The sequence below is a fragment of the Corynebacterium macclintockiae genome, assembly GCF_027570165.1.
GTDB lineage: Bacteria > Actinomycetota > Actinomycetes > Mycobacteriales > Mycobacteriaceae > Corynebacterium > Corynebacterium macclintockiae.
Map to the genome: position 1 here is coordinate 41,624 of NZ_JAKMUV010000009.1, position 15,522 is coordinate 57,145.

The 15,522-nt window shown below is 63.7% G+C and carries 15 protein-coding genes; 11 read left to right on the forward strand and 4 right to left on the reverse strand.

Features of this window, described 5'->3' with window-relative positions:
• Positions 1–13: 13 nt before the first annotated feature.
• Both prpD and L8U58_RS07850 read right to left on the reverse strand, forming a co-directional pair.
• Positions 14–1,510 carry a 2-methylcitrate dehydratase PrpD gene (gene prpD / locus L8U58_RS07845; RefSeq protein ID WP_034972370.1) on the reverse strand — a complete coding sequence of 499 codons (1,497 nt, stop codon included), beginning with the start codon at positions 1,508–1,510 and terminating at the stop codon, positions 14–16.
• A 124-nt stretch (positions 1,511–1,634) separates the two neighbouring features.
• Positions 1,635–2,699 (reverse strand): Cj0069 family protein, encoded by a 1,065-nt coding sequence (locus L8U58_RS07850; RefSeq protein ID WP_035001214.1) that lies wholly within the window; start codon positions 2,697–2,699, stop codon positions 1,635–1,637.
• A 150-nt stretch (positions 2,700–2,849) separates the two neighbouring features.
• On the opposite strand from L8U58_RS07850, the gene L8U58_RS07855 reads away from it, so the two are divergent.
• Genes L8U58_RS07855 through L8U58_RS07875 form a run of 5 tightly spaced genes read left to right on the forward strand, consistent with a single transcriptional unit; the run spans position 2,850 to position 8,421 of the window.
• Positions 2,850–3,716: a sulfurtransferase gene (locus L8U58_RS07855; protein ID WP_034979610.1), complete on the forward strand. Its 867-nt coding sequence runs from the start codon at positions 2,850–2,852 to the stop codon at positions 3,714–3,716.
• 56 nt (positions 3,717–3,772) lie between these two features.
• Positions 3,773–5,572: an acetyl/propionyl/methylcrotonyl-CoA carboxylase subunit alpha gene (locus L8U58_RS07860; protein ID WP_034979613.1), complete on the forward strand. Its 1,800-nt coding sequence runs from the start codon at positions 3,773–3,775 to the stop codon at positions 5,570–5,572.
• A 26-nt stretch (positions 5,573–5,598) separates the two neighbouring features.
• Positions 5,599–6,228 carry a hypothetical protein gene (locus L8U58_RS07865; RefSeq protein WP_269955071.1) on the forward strand — a complete coding sequence of 210 codons (630 nt, stop codon included), beginning with the start codon at positions 5,599–5,601 and terminating at the stop codon, positions 6,226–6,228.
• Positions 6,229–7,815 (forward strand): glycerol kinase GlpK, encoded by a 1,587-nt coding sequence (gene glpK, locus L8U58_RS07870; RefSeq protein WP_269955072.1) that lies wholly within the window; start codon positions 6,229–6,231, stop codon positions 7,813–7,815. It begins immediately after the preceding gene.
• Between the two features lie 24 nt (positions 7,816–7,839).
• Positions 7,840–8,421 (forward strand): DUF1707 SHOCT-like domain-containing protein, encoded by a 582-nt coding sequence (locus tag L8U58_RS07875; RefSeq protein WP_269955073.1) that lies wholly within the window; start codon positions 7,840–7,842, stop codon positions 8,419–8,421.
• Here the strand turns inward: L8U58_RS07875 and L8U58_RS07880 are convergent.
• Positions 8,402–9,622 (reverse strand): amidohydrolase, encoded by a 1,221-nt coding sequence (locus L8U58_RS07880; protein WP_034971214.1) that lies wholly within the window; start codon positions 9,620–9,622, stop codon positions 8,402–8,404. The two genes, L8U58_RS07875 and L8U58_RS07880, sit on opposite strands and share 20 nt — an antisense overlap.
• 57 nt (positions 9,623–9,679) lie before the next feature.
• On the opposite strand from L8U58_RS07880, the gene L8U58_RS07885 reads away from it, so the two are divergent.
• Both L8U58_RS07885 and L8U58_RS07890 read left to right on the forward strand, forming a co-directional pair.
• Positions 9,680–10,492: a purine-nucleoside phosphorylase gene (locus tag L8U58_RS07885; RefSeq protein ID WP_034979625.1), complete on the forward strand. Its 813-nt coding sequence runs from the start codon at positions 9,680–9,682 to the stop codon at positions 10,490–10,492.
• Positions 10,489–12,024, forward strand: a complete 1,536-nt coding sequence (locus L8U58_RS07890) for a phospho-sugar mutase (protein WP_269955074.1) — start codon at positions 10,489–10,491, stop codon at positions 12,022–12,024. The genes L8U58_RS07885 and L8U58_RS07890 overlap by 4 nt, the downstream gene beginning before the upstream one ends.
• On the opposite strand, the gene upp is transcribed toward L8U58_RS07890, so the two are convergent.
• Positions 11,995–12,633 carry a uracil phosphoribosyltransferase gene (gene upp / locus L8U58_RS07895; protein WP_034979808.1) on the reverse strand — a complete coding sequence of 213 codons (639 nt, stop codon included), beginning with the start codon at positions 12,631–12,633 and terminating at the stop codon, positions 11,995–11,997. The two genes, L8U58_RS07890 and upp, sit on opposite strands and share 30 nt — an antisense overlap.
• A gap of 88 nt (positions 12,634–12,721) precedes the next feature.
• On the opposite strand from upp, the gene L8U58_RS07900 reads away from it, so the two are divergent.
• Genes L8U58_RS07900 through L8U58_RS07915 form a run of 4 tightly spaced genes read left to right on the forward strand, consistent with a single transcriptional unit; the run spans position 12,722 to position 15,472 of the window.
• Positions 12,722–13,048 (forward strand): hypothetical protein, encoded by a 327-nt coding sequence (locus L8U58_RS07900; RefSeq protein ID WP_269955075.1) that lies wholly within the window; start codon positions 12,722–12,724, stop codon positions 13,046–13,048.
• A 1-nt stretch (position 13,049) separates the two neighbouring features.
• Positions 13,050–13,970: a C40 family peptidase gene (locus L8U58_RS07905; protein WP_269955076.1), complete on the forward strand. Its 921-nt coding sequence runs from the start codon at positions 13,050–13,052 to the stop codon at positions 13,968–13,970.
• Between the two features lie 49 nt (positions 13,971–14,019).
• Positions 14,020–14,190: a hypothetical protein gene (locus L8U58_RS07910; protein WP_168163094.1), complete on the forward strand. Its 171-nt coding sequence runs from the start codon at positions 14,020–14,022 to the stop codon at positions 14,188–14,190.
• A gap of 19 nt (positions 14,191–14,209) precedes the next feature.
• Positions 14,210–15,472 carry a hypothetical protein gene (locus tag L8U58_RS07915; RefSeq protein ID WP_269955077.1) on the forward strand — a complete coding sequence of 421 codons (1,263 nt, stop codon included), beginning with the start codon at positions 14,210–14,212 and terminating at the stop codon, positions 15,470–15,472.
• The last annotated feature ends 50 nt before the right edge of the window (positions 15,473–15,522 follow it).

Consider the following 15,522-nt stretch of genomic DNA (forward strand, 5'->3'; position numbering starts at 1 on the left):
GAGTGGTCCTTTCTTAGAAAATACCGCCGGGGATCTGTGGTGCGCGGGCCAGCACATCGTCGCTGACCACGAGGTTCAGCTGGCCGAGCTCGCCGGGCGCCAGGTCCGCGGTGGCCTCGGCGACGGCGAGGAAGCGATCCTGCTCGGCCTCGTCCACCACGCCCTCGGCCAGGGTGCGGAACTTGTTGATGTAGTCGGCGCGGCCGAACGGGCGGGCGCCCAGCGGGTGGGCGTCGGCCACGGCCAGCTCATCGACGATCTCGGTGCCGTCGCGCAGGGTGACCACCGCCTTGCAGCCAAAGGCCTTCTCGGCTGGATCGGTGGAGTGGTAGCGACGGGTCCACTCCGGATCCTCGACGGTGGAGATCTTGTGCCACAGCTCCACGGTCTCCGGGCGTTGGGCGCGCTCGGGTGCATAGGAACGCTCGTGGTGCCACTCGCCGTCCTCCAGAGCGACGGCGAAGATGTACATCACGGAGTGGTCCAGCGTTTCGCGCGAAGCCTTCGGGTCGAACTTCTGCGGATCGTTGGAGCCCGTGCCGATCACGTAGTGAGTGTGGTGGCTGGTGTGCAGCACGATGCTTTCCACCTGACTGAGGTCCCCGATCTTGTCCCGCATACGACGAGCCAGGTCGATCGGCGCCTGGGACTGGTACTCCGCGGAGTGCTCCTTGGTGTAGGTATCCAGGATCGCCCGCTTCGGCTCCCCCGCCTCCGGCAGCGGCACCACGTAGTGGGCATCCGGGCCGTCCAGCAGCCAAGCGATCACGCCGTCCTCGCCCTCCCAGATCGGAGCCGGGGCGCCCTCGCCGCGCATGGCTCGGTCCACGGCTTCCACCGCCATCTTTCCGGCGAAGGCGGGAGCGTGGGCCTTCCAGGAGCTGATGAGCCCCTTGCGGGACTGTCGCGTCGCCGTAGTGGTGTGAAGTGCCTGACCAACTGCCTGGTAGATCACCTGCGGGTCCAGGCGCAGCAGGGTGCCAATGCCCGCGGCCGCGGAAGGCCCCAAGTGCGCCACGTGGTCGATCTTGTGCTTGTGCAGGGAAATGCCCTTGACCAGGTCCACCTGGATCTCGTAGCCGGTGGCGATGCCGCGGATCAGATCGCGCCCGCCCAGCCCGCGCGCCTGCGCTACGGCCAGGATCGGGGGAATGTTGTCACCTGGGTGGGAGTACTCGGCGGCCAGGAACGTATCGTGAAAATCCAGCTCGCGCACCGCTACCCCGTTGGCCCAGGCGGCCCATTCGGGGGAGACGGTGGCGTCCGTACCAAAAACAGCGCTGGCCCCAGAGTGGCACAGCGCTTGGGTGCGCGCCGACGTGACGGGGCGGCGCACGAGGGAGGCGGCAGCGACGGCCGCGTTATCGATGATGCGGTTGACCACCATGTCCGCGGTGTCTTGCGGCACCTCGACCGGGTCGGCGGCGACCTGCGCGACCTTCCATGCGAGGTGCTTTTCCTGCGGAAAGTCGTCGGCCGAGGGGTGGACGCGAACGTCGTGGTTAATCATCGCGGGGGTTAGATCCTTTCGGAGATTGAGGACGTGATGCGCCTCACTCTAACGCCCCGCGACGGGTTATGTAGTTAAACAAACATTTTTTGACGCCGAAAACGTCAGTGTTGCGCTGACGCGCTTAGGCGTGCTTTGCCTCTACGCGCTTAATGGCCTCTTCGGCCACCAGCTGCTGGATACCCATGTCCAGCTCGGAGGTGAAGCCCACGCAGGAGCAGTTGATCTCGCCCAGGACGTAGGTGTCCTCGCCGGTCTCGTCGTCATCGGCCAGCATGAAGTCGGCGGTCCAGATCAGCGGGATGTTGTCGCCACCCAGCTTCTCGGCGATGACCGGGCGGGCCTCGGCGAACATGTCCACCAGGTCCTGCCACTCCTCCGGCTTCTGGTAGGTGTACTTTGCGCCAGAGAACAGGGTTGCGGAGAACGCGTCGCCGCCCTCGGCCGGCTTCTTGTGAACCACGAACACCGGGTGCGGGCCGACCAGCAGGATGCGGATCTCGCCCTCAACGATGCGCGGCATGAAGCGCATGTCCACCAGCATGCCGTTGTCGCCAACGATGTACTGGTCGCAGAAGTCCATGAACTCGCCCAGCTCGCGAACCTCGGTGTGGTTGTCGACGGCCTCGGTGCACTTCAACTTCGTGTCCAGCGGCAGAGCCGTGCCCGGCTCGACGGACTCGGCCAGCTGCTTATCTTCCAGCTGCACGCGCCAGATGCCCGAGCCAGTGGAGCCGCGGTTCTGCTTCAGCACACGCTCACCGTACGACAGGGAAGTCGGGAAGGTCTTGTGGAAGGAATCGACGTCGTAGTAGGCAGCGGTATCGTCCGGCACCAGATCGGTGTCGTTCAACTTCACCAGCGCATCCTTCGCACCGTAGGCCATCATCTCGGCCGGGGTGGACATACCAACCAGGCCGGCTTCCTCCGTCAGCTTGGTCAGCATGTCGAAGTAGCCCTTCTCGCCACCGGGAATGTGGCCTGGGTTGACGCGGGAAATGTAAGCGTCGTACTTAGCGGCAACGTCTTCGTAGATTTCGTTGGTCTTCTCCGGGTCGAAGTAGACAACCTCGGCGCCCCAGCCCTTCTCGCGGATAGCCTCGACGATCGGCATCGTGTCGCGGCGGTGGCCGTCCTCACCCTTGTCGTTTCCGCCCTGAACCTCAAAGACAACAATGTTCTTGTGCACGGTTTCCCCTAGCTCTGGAAGTAAAAATACAGTGCGTGTGGCCTTGTCTGACCAACACCTTCAATTCTACGACCACTCGGCCCGCACGGCAGTGGAAGAAAGGCGCCTCATAAGGCGCTAGACTTTCAAACGATCGAAAGGCAGGTATTTATGGGAATCGAATTCGACCCCAGCCCTCAGCTCCAGCAGTACGCGCACCCAAACAAGCTGGTCACGAACGCTTGGCTCGGCGCCAAGCTAGGAACCCCCGGACTGAAGGTCGTCGAGGTGGACGCGGATTCGCTGCTTTACGATATTGGTCACATTCCTACCGCCGTACGAGTCAAGTGGTACGAAAACCTCTCGGACCCTGTGTGGCGCGACCTTATTGGCTCCAAGGAGTTCGAGGAACTTATGGATCGCCTGGGCATCACGCGGGAGGACACTGTGGTGTTTTACGGCGACCACGCCAACCTGTGGGCCGTTTACGCACTATGGGTCTTCGAGCTTTTCGGCCACCCGGACGTGCGCATCTTGGATGGCGGACGCGATGCCTGGATGCAGGAGGAACGCGAAATCTCCTATGCCGTCGATGACATCCCGCAGCAGCCCGGCTACTCCGTGGCCTCCCGCCGTAACGATCACACCCACCGCATCTTCGTCGATGAGCTGCGCACGAAGTTCGAAGGCTGCCAGATCATCGACCTGCGCGATGCCGAAGAGTACACCGGCGAAGTAACCCTGCCCGGCTACCCGATCCGCCGCAATGGCCACGTCCCGGGGGCCGTTAACCACCGCGCCGATTCGTCACTGCTGGCTAACTCCCGCTTCTGCTCCGCGGAGGCAATCGAGGCCAACCACAATGGCCTGGGGCTGGATCCCACCCGCCCCACCGTTGTCTACTGCAACAACGGAGCCCGCGCAGCCCTGGAGTGGTTCGTTCTGCGTTTCCTGCTGGGATGGGAGGACGTGCGCGTCTACGATGGCTCGTGGATCGAATGGGGAAACATGATGCGCGTGCCCATCGAGCGCGGTTAAGTGGGCAGTGTAGCCTCATTAACTAACCCCTAACTATTGACCCGAAAGGATTGCCCGTGACTTCCAGCACCGCTGCCCCCTTGACGAAGGTACTGATCGCCAATCGTGGCGAGATTGCAGTACGCGTCATCCGGGCTGCGCGCGACGAGGGCATCGCTACCGTTGCCGTTTATGCAGATCCGGACGCGGAGGCGCCTTTTGTACGCATGGCCGACGAGGCACTGGCTCTGAACGGCCAGACCTCGGCGGAAACCTACCTGGACATCGACAAGATCCTCGCCGCCGCGAAGAAGTCCGGCGCCGACGCAGTCCACCCGGGCTACGGCTTCCTATCCGAAAACGCCGATTTCGCGCAGGCAGTCATCGATGCAGGTCTGAACTGGATCGGCCCACCCCCGGAGGCCATCCGCAAGCTCGGAGACAAGGTCACGGCGCGCAATATTGCTCTTATTGTTGACGCCCCTATGACTCCGGGAACTAAGGAACCCGTCGCGGATGCCGCAGAGGTCACCGCCTTCGCGGAGCGCCACGGACTTCCGATCGCCATCAAGGCCGCATTCGGCGGCGGTGGACGTGGCATGAAGGTCGCCTACACGATGGACGAGATCCCCGGCCTCTTCGAGTCTGCAACTCGTGAAGCCATCACCGCTTTCGGCCGCGGCGAGTGCTTTGTGGAGCGTTACCTGGATCGCGCCCGCCACGTTGAGGCGCAGGTGGTGGCCGATAAGCACGGCAACGTCGTGGTCGCCTCCACCCGCGATTGCTCCGCCCAGCGGCGCTTCCAGAAACTGATCGAGGAAGCCCCAGCGCCGTTCCTTAGCGACGAGCAGAACGAGCGCATCTACTCGTCTGCAAAGGCCATCTGCCGCGAGGCCGGCTACTACGGTGCGGGCACGGTGGAGTACCTGGTGGGGTCCGACGGGCTGATCAGCTTCCTGGAGGTCAACACCCGACTGCAGGTGGAGCATCCCGTGACCGAGCAGGTCACCGGCTGGGACCTGGTGCGCGAGCAGTTCCGCATCGCCCGCGGTGAAGAGCTGTCGCGCACGGAGGATCCGGAGATCCACGGCCACTCGATCGAATACCGCATCAACGGCGAGGATCCGACCAATAACTTCATGCCCGCACCGGGGCGCATCCAGGCCTATCGGGAACCCACCGGCCCCGGCGTACGCATGGATTCCGGCATTGAAACCGGCGCGGTCGTCGGCGGGCAGTTCGACTCTATGCTGGCCAAGCTCATCGTCACCGGCGCAGATCGCACCGAGGCGATCCAGCGCTCGCGACGGGCCCTGGAGGAGTACCTCGTTGAAGGCATCCCTACCGTGATCCCCTTCCACCTGGCTGCGCTGAACGACCCCGCCTTCGTCGCCGAAGACGGCGATTACCGCGTGTACACGCGCTGGATCGAAGAGGAATGGGACAACCAGCTGCCCGCCTACGAGGAGCCTCTCGCGGCACCCGCCGAAGGGGCGCTGCCGAAGGAGAAGCTGGTCGTCGAGGTCGATGGCCGACGCGTAGAGGTCATGGTGCCGGGGGAAATCCTGGCCGGTCGGGGCTCAGTTAGCCGCGCCAAGAAGCGCCGCGCCAACGCCGCGGACATCGCAATCACCGGCGACACGGTGGCCTCCCCGATGCAGGGCACTGTCATCAAGGTAGAAGTCTCCGAAGGCGACCAGGTGGCAGAGGGCGATGTCTTGCTGGTGCTCGAAGCCATGAAGATGGAGAACGCCGTCAAGGCGCACAAGGCCGGTGTGGTTGAGTCGCTGAGCGTCGGAAACGGCGATGGCGTCACAAAGAATCAAGCACTAATGGAGCTGAAGGACGACAGCTCTACTGATAATGTCGCAGAATAAATAATCGAAAAAAGAAGGTAGCCACTATGACGCACCGCAATGTCGACAACGCCCCCGAGCAGAAGAAAACCTCGAAGAGCATGCTCTTCCTGGGGCTCGGTCTGCTGATCGTCGCGCTGATCACCGCCATCGTCTCCCTGGTGGGGGTCAAAGACTTCGGAAAGGGCTACGACGTTAAGGCAGGAAAAGAGTACTTCCTGCTAGCCGACGAAGATGCGCTGAACGCCCGACAGTGCAGCCTGGTCGACGAGAGCGGCAAGGAAATGACCGACCGCATCGAGACCGCGGAGCTGAAGTTCAACGCGGATGATCTGGAGATCTCCGATGTATCGCTGCCGCTGACCAAGAACAAGGGCGTGTACACCTCCATCAAGTTCACCGAGGACGTCTCGAAGGTCAAGTACACCTGCGACGCGGGCACCATCTACATCTCCAAGTACTCCTCCGGCACCCTGCAGGCGCTGCGCTGGGTAACCATGCTGTGTGGCGCTGCAGGCGTGGCCATCCTGATTCTGGCGGCGTTTGCGAGCCAGCGTAAAAAGGCTCCGACTGAGGATGCGGAGAATACCGACGCAGACCTGGACGAAGACGCAGACCTGGACGAAGACGCCGACCTGGACGAAGCCGCCGAGTACACCGAGAACACAGAAGACTAAGTGGTAGAGAACCTCACGAATCAGCTCACCGGAACCTTGGCAAAGTGGAAAAGCTCCAAACGGGGCTATGTGCTGGCGCTCGACCAGGGGACTACCTCTACCCGCTGCATCATCTTCGATGCCCATGGAAAGATCGCGAGCACCAGCCAGATGGAGCATCGGCAGATCTTCCCGCGGCCAGGCTGGGTAGAACACGACCCGGAAGAGATCCGGCGCAACATGCGGCGTGTCATGGCGGACGCCGCAGCATCCAGCGACATACCGGTGGAAGAAATCGCCGCGGTGGGCATCACCAATCAGCGCGAAACCACCGTCGTGTGGGATCGCACCACCGGCAAGCCCATCTACAACGCAATCGTCTGGCAGGACACGCGCACCGACGAAATTGTGAATGCCCTCAGCGAAGAGCAAAAGGCCATGATCTCCGAACGTACCGGGCTCAACGCCTCTACCTACTTCGCCGGGCCGAAAATCCGGTGGATCCTGGATAACGTCGACGGCGCCCGCGAAAAGGCCGAACGCGGGGAGCTGGCCTTCGGCACCATTGACTCGTGGCTCGTCTGGGAACTCACCCGCCGCTCCCACAAGAAGTCCAAAGCGGGGCGTGCCGGTCATGCCCGGCACGTCACCGACGTCACCAACGCCTCCCGCACGATGCTGATGGATCTGCGGACACAGACGTGGGATCCGGAACTGTGCGAGATGCTGGGTATTCCCCAGTCCATGCTGCCGGAGATCGTGAGTTCCTCCGAGGTGATCGGCAAGGTACGCCGCAGCGGGCCAGTCCATGGCGTGCCGATCGCCGGCATCCTCGGCGACCAGCAGGCCGCTGCCTTCGGCCAAGTGTGTTTTAGCCAGGGCGAGGCCAAAAACACCTACGGCACCGGCAACTTCCTGCTACTCAACACCGGCACCGAACCACAGTGGTCCGAGCACGGATTGATCACCACCGTCGCCTACCGGCTGGGCAACCAGCCGGCAGTGTACGCCTTGGAGGGTTCCATCGCCGTGACCGGCTCGCTGGTGCAGTGGCTGCGGGATAACCTGGGCTTCTTCGACACCGCTGACGACATCGAACCGCTGGCGCGCAGCGTGGAGGATAACGGCGGCTGCTACATCGTGCCTGCCTTCAGTGGCCTGCTTGCCCCGCACTGGCGCCCCGATGCCCGCGGCGTCATTGCCGGCCTGACGCGCTACGTGACCAAGGCGCACATCGCCCGCGCAGCCCTCGAGGCCACCGCCTTCCAGACCCGCGAGGTAGTCGAGGCCATGAACGCGGATTCCAAGGTGGATCTGAAGAACCTGCGGGTCGACGGCGGCATGGTCGTGAACTCGCTATTGATGCAATTCCAGGCCGACCAGCTGGAAGTACCCGTGACCGTTCCGGAAGTATCGGAGACCACCGCCCTCGGCGCAGCCTACGCCGCCGGCCTGGCGGTAGGCTTCTACCAAGACCTCGAAGAGCTTAAGTCGTTGTGGCAGGAGGAAAAGACCTACTTCCCCGCAGGCGACCCGCAGGAGCGCGAAGTTGCGTACGCGAAATGGAAGCGCGCAGTAGAGCGCACTTTCGACTGGTTCGACGGCTAGCCCGCTAGTGATACGGTTAGGAGTATGAACGAACCGTCTCGTAGGCACATCCGCATCTCCGACGTCGACCGCAGTAACGCGATCAGCACCCTCGGAGAGCACTTTGCCGACGGTCGCCTCACCATGACGGAGTACGAGGAGCGCGTGCAGCAAGCCACCGCCGCAGTATCCGAAGGCGAACTGGAGCAGATCTTTTCCGACCTTCCCAAGCTGGAGGCCTCCCGAGAACTGGTTCCCTACTACTCCGCCCGCGAAATCGACCGCCTGTACCGTAGCGGCCGCAATGTCCGCCTCGGCCTGCTGCTCAGCACCGTGATCGGCAGCAGCGCCCTAGCCATGCTTCTCAATAGCATGTGGGAGCACTCCACCATACTTTTGCTGTTCATCCCGGCTGTCTTCGTTATGCTCTACGTCATGAAGGTCGGCCCGCAAAACTGGTACGATCCCAGTCCGAAGCAGCTAGAGCGCCAACGCTTCCGGGAGCTGAAGATGCAGCAGCGCGCCCAGCAGGCCCAGTGGAAGTTCGAGCGCAAGCAGCGCACCCACCAGCTAACCAGCAGCGCGATGAAGTTCGCGCAGAAGCGCCTTAACGGAACTGGTCAATAACCCCGGCGAACAGCCGGATGCCGATGCCCAGGGCCCGCTCGTCGAAAATGATGTCCGGCTGGTGCAGGTCAGGCCGCTCCCCCTTGCCATTCCACGCGCCCAGGCGCGCCATGGAGCCCGGAACGTGCTCCAGGTACCAGCTGAAGTCCTCGCCACCAGTGGACTGCGGGGCCTCCTTGAGAGCGTTCGGGTCCACGTCGTTGACGGCCTGCGCCAGCGCGGCGGTGGACACGTCGTCGTTCATCACCGGCGGCACGCCCTTGGTGTAGCGCATCTCGAGCTGCGCCCCGGTAGGTGCCACCAGGTGCTCTAGCAGTTCACGCAACGTTTCTTCACCACGACGCCACACTCCAACCTCGGCCGTGCGGAACGTACCCAGCAGGCGTACTTCCTGGGGCATTGCGTTGAATGTCGAGCCACCGTTGATCGCACCGAAGGTCAACACGGTGCCGGTGCGCGGGTCGACGGTGCGCGACAGCAATCCGGGCAGCTGCGAGGCAATCAGCCCCGCGGTGTACACCAGATCCGCCGCCAGGTGCGGCCGGGAGGTGTGCCCACCGTGGCCGCGCAGGATGATCTCCACTACGTCGCTGGCAGAGGTGATAGCACCAGTGCGCACGCCAATCTCACCTGCGCGCAGCTTCGGCTCGCAGTGGAGGGCGAAGATCCGGGACACGCCGTTCAGCGCGCCTGCCTCGATCACGTCCACCGCGCCACCGTCCATGACTTCCTCGGCGGGCTGGAAGATGAAGCGCACCTGAATCCCTAGGGCATCCTCGCCGTGGGCGTCAACAAACTCGGCAAGAGCGACGGCCAACCCCAACACGACCGTGGTGTGGATGTCGTGACCGCAGGCGTGCATGACCCCGGGGTTCTCGGAGGCGAAGTCCAGCCCCGTGACCTCCTGCAGCGGCAGCGCGTCGATATCCCCGCGGAAGGCGATGCGCGGAGCACCGACCGGACCGATGTCCGCGATGAGCCCCGTGGAAGGCAAGGCAACGGGCTGCAACCCGGCGCGCTCTAGTTCCTGGGCGAGGAAGCGCGTGGTCTCCGTTTCCATGTGGGAAAGCTCGGGGTTGCGGTGCAGGTGACGGCGCCAGTCCACAACTCTCTGGACATTGTCCCGCGTCCAGTTCTGCACGAACTTGGCAACAGAGTGTGCGCTGTGTTCTTGTGTGCCGTCTTGCACTTGCCTACTCACGTCCCTCTTCCTTCGACTGACTTATTCAGTCTAGCGCCTGCGGTACTCTTGATTGGCATGACTGCATACCAAGACCCTTATCAACTGGCTGTGGACGCTGCGGAGGCATTGAAGGAGCGTACGGGGCTGGACTCCTACGACTGCGCGGTGGTGCTCGGTTCCGGTTGGCGCCCCGCAGCCGACGTGCTGTGCGAAGGCGCGGAGGACCTACAGGAATTCCCGATGGCGGAGCTGCCGGGCTTCCTGGCCCCCACCGCGGAAGGTCACGGCGGGACGGTGCGCAGCGGAAAGATCGGCGGCCGCAACGTACTGGTGCTGTTGGGACGCACCCACGCCTACGAGGGGCACGAGTTGTGGCGCACCGCCCACGCGGTACGCACCGCCGCTGCGGCGGGCGTGAAGACGGTAGTTCTGACCAACGCCGCTGGCGGCCTGACCGAGGGCATGCGCGTGGGAGAGCCGGTGCTGATCGCCGACCACATCAACTTCACCGCGAAAACTCCCCTGACAGGAGCGAACTTCGTCAACCTGGTGGATGCCTACAGTCCCGAGCTCCGCGCGAAGGTGCAGCAGCTGCGCCCCGGCATGCGCGAAGCCGTGTACGCGATGATGCCCGGCCCACAGTACGAAACCCCTGCAGAGATCCACATGCTGCGCACCCTGGGCGCCGGGCTGGTTGGCATGTCCACGGTGTACGAGACCATCGCCGCACGAGAGGCCGGAGTAGAGGTGCTGGGAATCTCGCTGGTCACGAACCTGGCCGCCGGCATGACCGGGGAAGCGCTGAACCACGAGGAGGTTCTGCAAGCAGGTAAGGATGCCGCCAGCGACATGGGCAAGCTGCTGGGCGAGCTGGTGAACAGCCTATGAGCGAACTGAAGTTCGGCACCGCCGGGCTGCGCGCAAAGGTCGGCCCCGGCGACAACGAGATGAACGTGGCCACCGCCACCCGCGCCACCGCCGGTGTGGCCGCGTGGCTCAAGGAGCGGAAGCGCCCCTTGCGCGCCGACGGGGTCTTTCGTGCAGCCGTTGGTTATGACGCCCGCTACGGCTCCCACGCCCTGGCGCGCGCCACCGCGGAAACCTTCGCCGGCGCGGGCTTCGAGGTCACCCTCATCGCGGAGCCAGCCCCCACCCCAGTACTGGCGTGGCTGGTGCGCTCCCGGAGGATGGATGTGGGCGTGCAGATCACGGCTTCGCACAACCCGGCACAGGACAATGGCTACAAGCTGTACCTGGACGGCGGCTCGCAGCTGGTCTCCCCCGCCGACCGCCAAATCGAAGAGCACATTGCTGCCCAGCCCACCGACGCGGCCGCGATCCCCCGTTCCGAGGCGAAATCCGTGGACCTGTCAGCCGTCTCCGGCTATGTCTCCGATCTCAGCAAGCTGGTGGCGACCGGTCGCCAGGACGAGCTGGCGCCACGCCGCAAGCTGAAGATCCTGTACACACCTCTGCACGGTGTGGGCGGCAACGCTATGGAGTGGGCGCTGCGGGAGAACGGCTTCGGCAACGTCCACACAGTCGCCTCGCAGCGCTGGCCGGATCCCAACTTCCCGACCGTGGAGTTCCCCAACCCGGAGGAGCCCGGCGCGACCGACGCGCTGTTGGAGGAAGCACGCGCCATCGACGCGGACCTGCTGATTGCCCTGGATCCGGACGCCGACCGCTGCATGCTGGGATTGAAACGCGCCGATGGTGACTACCGCATGCTGCGCGGGGACGAGGCCGGCCCCTTGCTGGCGCGCCGGGTGCTGGCGGGCGTAGGGGCGTCCACAAGGAACAAACCGGTAGTGGCAACGACGGTGGTGAGTTCGCAGCTGCTCGGGCGCATGGCGCGCGCCGAGGGATGGGACTACGTGGAGACGCTGACGGGCTTTAAGAACCTTGCGCGGGCGGCTCATGGTCGGCCCGGCGAACTGGCCTTTGCCTACGAGGAAGCGATCGGCACGGCACCGGCGCCGCACATCGTGGCGGACAAGGACGGCATTGCAACGGCGCTGATCGCGGCGGCCTGGGCGGCCGAGGCGGACCTGGGCGCAGAGCTGGACGACATCGAAGCCACCTATGGAGTGTTTAGAACTGCGCAGGTCAGCGCGCGATTCGACAGTGCGGAGCAAGCAGGCGAGCTGATTGCGCGCTGGGCGAAGAACCCACCGGCGGAGCTGGCGGGCGTGGCTGTGCAGGCCGGACCGATTGAGGATTCCGCCGGCAATCGCACCGACGGCGTGCGGCTGGTCGGAAGCTCTGCGGACTTGGCAGTGCGCGTGGTCGCCAGGGCCTCGGGCACGGAGCCGAAGGCGAAGTTCTACCTGGAGGTCAGCGCGGAGCCGGGGGCCGACGCGCAGGCCGTGGAGGCGCTGTTGGAGCGCCTACAGGTCGATGTTTCGGGGGCCGTATAGGCGGTCGCCGGCATCGCCCAGGCCCGGGACGATGTAGGCGGCCTCGTTCAGGTCGGGGTCGATCGTTGCGGTAACGAGCTTGCGCACACCGACCTTGGCCTTGAGCAGGGCATCCACGCCCGGCTGAGCAGAGACCATGCACACGCAGGTGATGTCGTTGGCGCCGCGACCCTCCAGCAGGCGGATGGCGTGCAGCAGCGAGCCGCCGGTGGCCAGCATCGGGTCGACTAGGAACACCGGCTGGTCGCGCAGGTCCTGGGGCAGAGCCTCCAAGTAGGGCACGGGCTCGTGCGTGGTTTCGTCGCGAGCCATGCCGATGAATCCGACCTGCGCGTCGGGGATCATGGACAGCGCAGGGTCGATCATGCCTAGGCCTGCGCGGATGACGGGCACGATGATCGGTGGCTTTTCCAGTCGCGTGCCCGTGGCTGTAGCGACGGGGGTTTCTACCTCGAAGTTCTCGACCACCAGATCGGCCGAAGCTTCGTAGATCAGCATGGCGCCCAGGTCAGACAGTGCGGCGCGGAACTGTGCGTTGTTGGTTTTCTTGTCGCGCATGATGCTGAGGCGAGAGGCGACGAGCGGATGATTGACCACCTGAATTTCCATGGTTCCCCACATTAGTTGATCCCCGATTGAACCTTTTGATGCGCTACTGAGTCTAACTGTTCTGAGCGATTATTTGGGGAGGGTTTCTATGCCTCAGGGGGACGAGGGTATGGGCGATACGTTGCGGGCCGATCCGGAGCTGGTGGGGTTGTTGAAGAGGCGCACCGAAGCCGTGGGTACGTCGCTGCAGGGGCGCACTACAGCGCTGCACGGCACCCTGGGGGCGGTGGCGCCTCCTGCATTGGGAGATTTTCTGCGCGCGCTGACTGCGGCGCGGGACGCCCACGAGGGGTTGCTGCGGGATGCGGATAGCTATTTTAATGACGCCACATTCGCACTGGCCAGCATAGATCGCGTACTCGACGGGCATGAAAGTACATTTTCCAAAGCCTTCGGCGGGCTGATGGAGGTCTGAGATGTTGGATATTGCGGGGCTGGTCGCGCCCCTCGTTGCGGCGATTCCCTCCCCTTTTAGTCCGGGTGCAAGCGCCAGTGCGGCCGGGGTCAGTGGGCTGGAGGGGCTGGGGAACCTCGCGGCTGCTGCCCTGCAGGGACGCGGTGGCGGGAACGTGCACAATTCCCTGGATTCGGTGGCCAAGGCGGTCTCGACGGCGCTGGGAGCAGGTGGGGCATTAGACAAGTTGGCGGGCCAGGCTGCACAGGCCGTCGGGCGGGCTATCAAGGATCTGGGCGGGATTCTGAACGACTGTGTGCGGGAGGTTGGCCAGGCGGTCGCGGGCAGCGGTGCTGCGGGACCAATCGGGTGGGTCAACGCCCTGGGGGCTGCGTTTCCCGTGGTGCTGCGGCACATAGGGCGGGCCGAGGATCGCATGCATACCTTGGAGGACGAACTGCGAGGGCTTACGGCAGACGTGAACAAGGTGAAGCGGGAGCAGATTCCAGAGCGTCTGCCTGTGCGGAACCCGGATACGGTTCCGGAGATGACCCCTGCAGCGTACGAGGCCAAAGCCCCGGCTTCTGCCCCCACCTCCCAGGCGTCTGCTGCGGTGGCGGCGGCGAAGACTGCGCTGGGCACGCCGTACCAGTGGGGCGGAACAGTGCCGGGCAAAGGGCTGGACTGCAGCGGGCTGGTGCAGTGGGCTTATCAGCAGGCAGGGGTGGATCTACCCCGCACCTCCAACGAGCAAGCGGTAGGACCACAGATCGCACGTTCGGCGGTGCAGGCGGGCGACCTGGCTGTATGGGATGGACACGTAGCAATGGTGGTGGATTCCCAGCACATGATCGAGGCTGGAGATCCGGTGCAAATCAGCCCAATCCGGCAGGAAAACAGCGGAATGGCTTTCAAGGGCTTTTACCGACCGACGGCTGCCTGAGACTAACTAGTACTGACTGAGACCGACTAAAACATAAGGAGCAAAGAACATGTCACTGATCAACGGACCTTCCCATGGCAGTGGTTTGGCGCGCATCGTCAGCACTCCCCCGCCCCGCGAATATCTGGCGGCGCAGTTTCTAGGAGAAATGCCGAAAACGGTGCCGGCTGTGTTGACGAACGAGCTACGCACCAGACGACCTGAACAGTCGTCGGACTAACCTAGTAGAATGCCTAGCCATGGCAGCAGATAATGGCATGAGGACATATGGAAACGGCATCGTCGCCGTAGAGGTAGAGACCGTCAGTGGCACCTGGTACACCCTGTGGGCTCCGAACTGGCTGGTTAAGGGGGAACGCTGGCAGGGCTTCCTGGGCGACGACGATGACATTTTCGTCTTTGAGTCCCCAGCCAAATTGCTGGCCTTCCTAGAGGACGGCGGCCGCAATGAGCTGGCCGAGCACCCGAAGTGGTCGCAGTTCAAGGCTGACCTGCCGACGAATGTCGTCCCTTCCCGCGCCGGCAAGATCAACCTGATCGAGGTTCCCCGCAAGTTGGCTCAGCGCCCCGGCTATGAATCGACGACGGCTGTCGCCCGTGGCTTCGATCTTCTGCGCTCCATGGGCAACGTGTTGGGGCTAAAGAGCGTTAACAACTGGTTCCACTCGTATTCCATTCTGGATAACGTCCGCCGTGGACCGGACCACTACCAATCCCAGAATGGCCTGGAGGAGTGGTCGGGCGTCGGTCGCACCGTGCTGGATCGTTGGAAGGGCATGCTCGACGATGTCGAGGCGCACTTGAGCGAGCCCGAGGTCGAAGAGGACAAGGTAGAAAAGGCACAGGAGAAGATCGACGAGGCAAAGGAAGCCCGCGACAAGCGCCAGAAGGAAAAGGAAGCCGAGGCGGCAGCAGCGGCGGAGTCCAAGGACGGCGAGGACGTCGATCCCTACGACAAGACGATCTGGGCGGAAGCCGGCATCGACCCGATCCGCGTTAGCCTGAACGGCCAGTACGTTTACACCCTGCGCTGCTACGTCGGCGACAAGCCGCGCTTCCTGGGGCGCCACGGGGAGATCAATACCTTCCCGAACTCTCGGGCTCTGGTGCGGTGGCTTATTGACGCCCACGATCACGACCTCGAAGAGCTGGATACTTGGGGCGACCTTGTCAGTGCCGCGAACGCTGGCGAGCTGGAGGTCACAGTGCACGACTCGAACCAGTACTCCTTCGCCGGTCTGCGCGACGATATCGCGGAATCCATCGACGCGGTGGATACCGACCAGCTGGGCCAGGCCTACGAGCTGCTGGCGGATGCCGCGGACTGGGCCGGAGACGACGGCGTAAACAAGATTCTGCTGAGCTATCCGAAGCTGCAGAACTACCTGGCCTACATGCTGGGATCCCCGTCGGATGCGCAGCCGTCTGCACCTTTCGACGAAGAAGCCAAGGGCTGGAAAGCTCTGGAGGACGGCCTGATTAAGCGCTTTACGCGCTTCTAGGTCAAAAGAACTAAAGAGCTCGACCAGCTTCGGCTGGCGAGCTCTTTTTA

Coding starts and splice junctions, on each gene's coding strand:
- prpD (WP_034972370.1), bottom strand. CDS start 1,510: ATGATTAACCACGACGTTCGCGTCCACCCCTCGGCCGACGACTTTCCG.
- L8U58_RS07855 (WP_034979610.1), top strand. CDS start 2,850: ATGGGAATCGAATTCGACCCCAGCCCTCAGCTCCAGCAGTACGCGCAC.
- L8U58_RS07865 (WP_269955071.1), top strand. CDS start 5,599: ATGACGCACCGCAATGTCGACAACGCCCCCGAGCAGAAGAAAACCTCG.
- L8U58_RS07875 (WP_269955073.1), top strand. CDS start 7,840: ATGAACGAACCGTCTCGTAGGCACATCCGCATCTCCGACGTCGACCGC.
- L8U58_RS07885 (WP_034979625.1), top strand. CDS start 9,680: ATGACTGCATACCAAGACCCTTATCAACTGGCTGTGGACGCTGCGGAG.
- L8U58_RS07890 (WP_269955074.1), top strand. CDS start 10,489: ATGAGCGAACTGAAGTTCGGCACCGCCGGGCTGCGCGCAAAGGTCGGC.
- upp (WP_034979808.1), bottom strand. CDS start 12,633: ATGGAAATTCAGGTGGTCAATCATCCGCTCGTCGCCTCTCGCCTCAGC.
- L8U58_RS07900 (WP_269955075.1), top strand. CDS start 12,722: ATGCCTCAGGGGGACGAGGGTATGGGCGATACGTTGCGGGCCGATCCG.
- L8U58_RS07905 (WP_269955076.1), top strand. CDS start 13,050: ATGTTGGATATTGCGGGGCTGGTCGCGCCCCTCGTTGCGGCGATTCCC.
- L8U58_RS07910 (WP_168163094.1), top strand. CDS start 14,020: ATGTCACTGATCAACGGACCTTCCCATGGCAGTGGTTTGGCGCGCATC.
- L8U58_RS07915 (WP_269955077.1), top strand. CDS start 14,210: ATGGCAGCAGATAATGGCATGAGGACATATGGAAACGGCATCGTCGCC.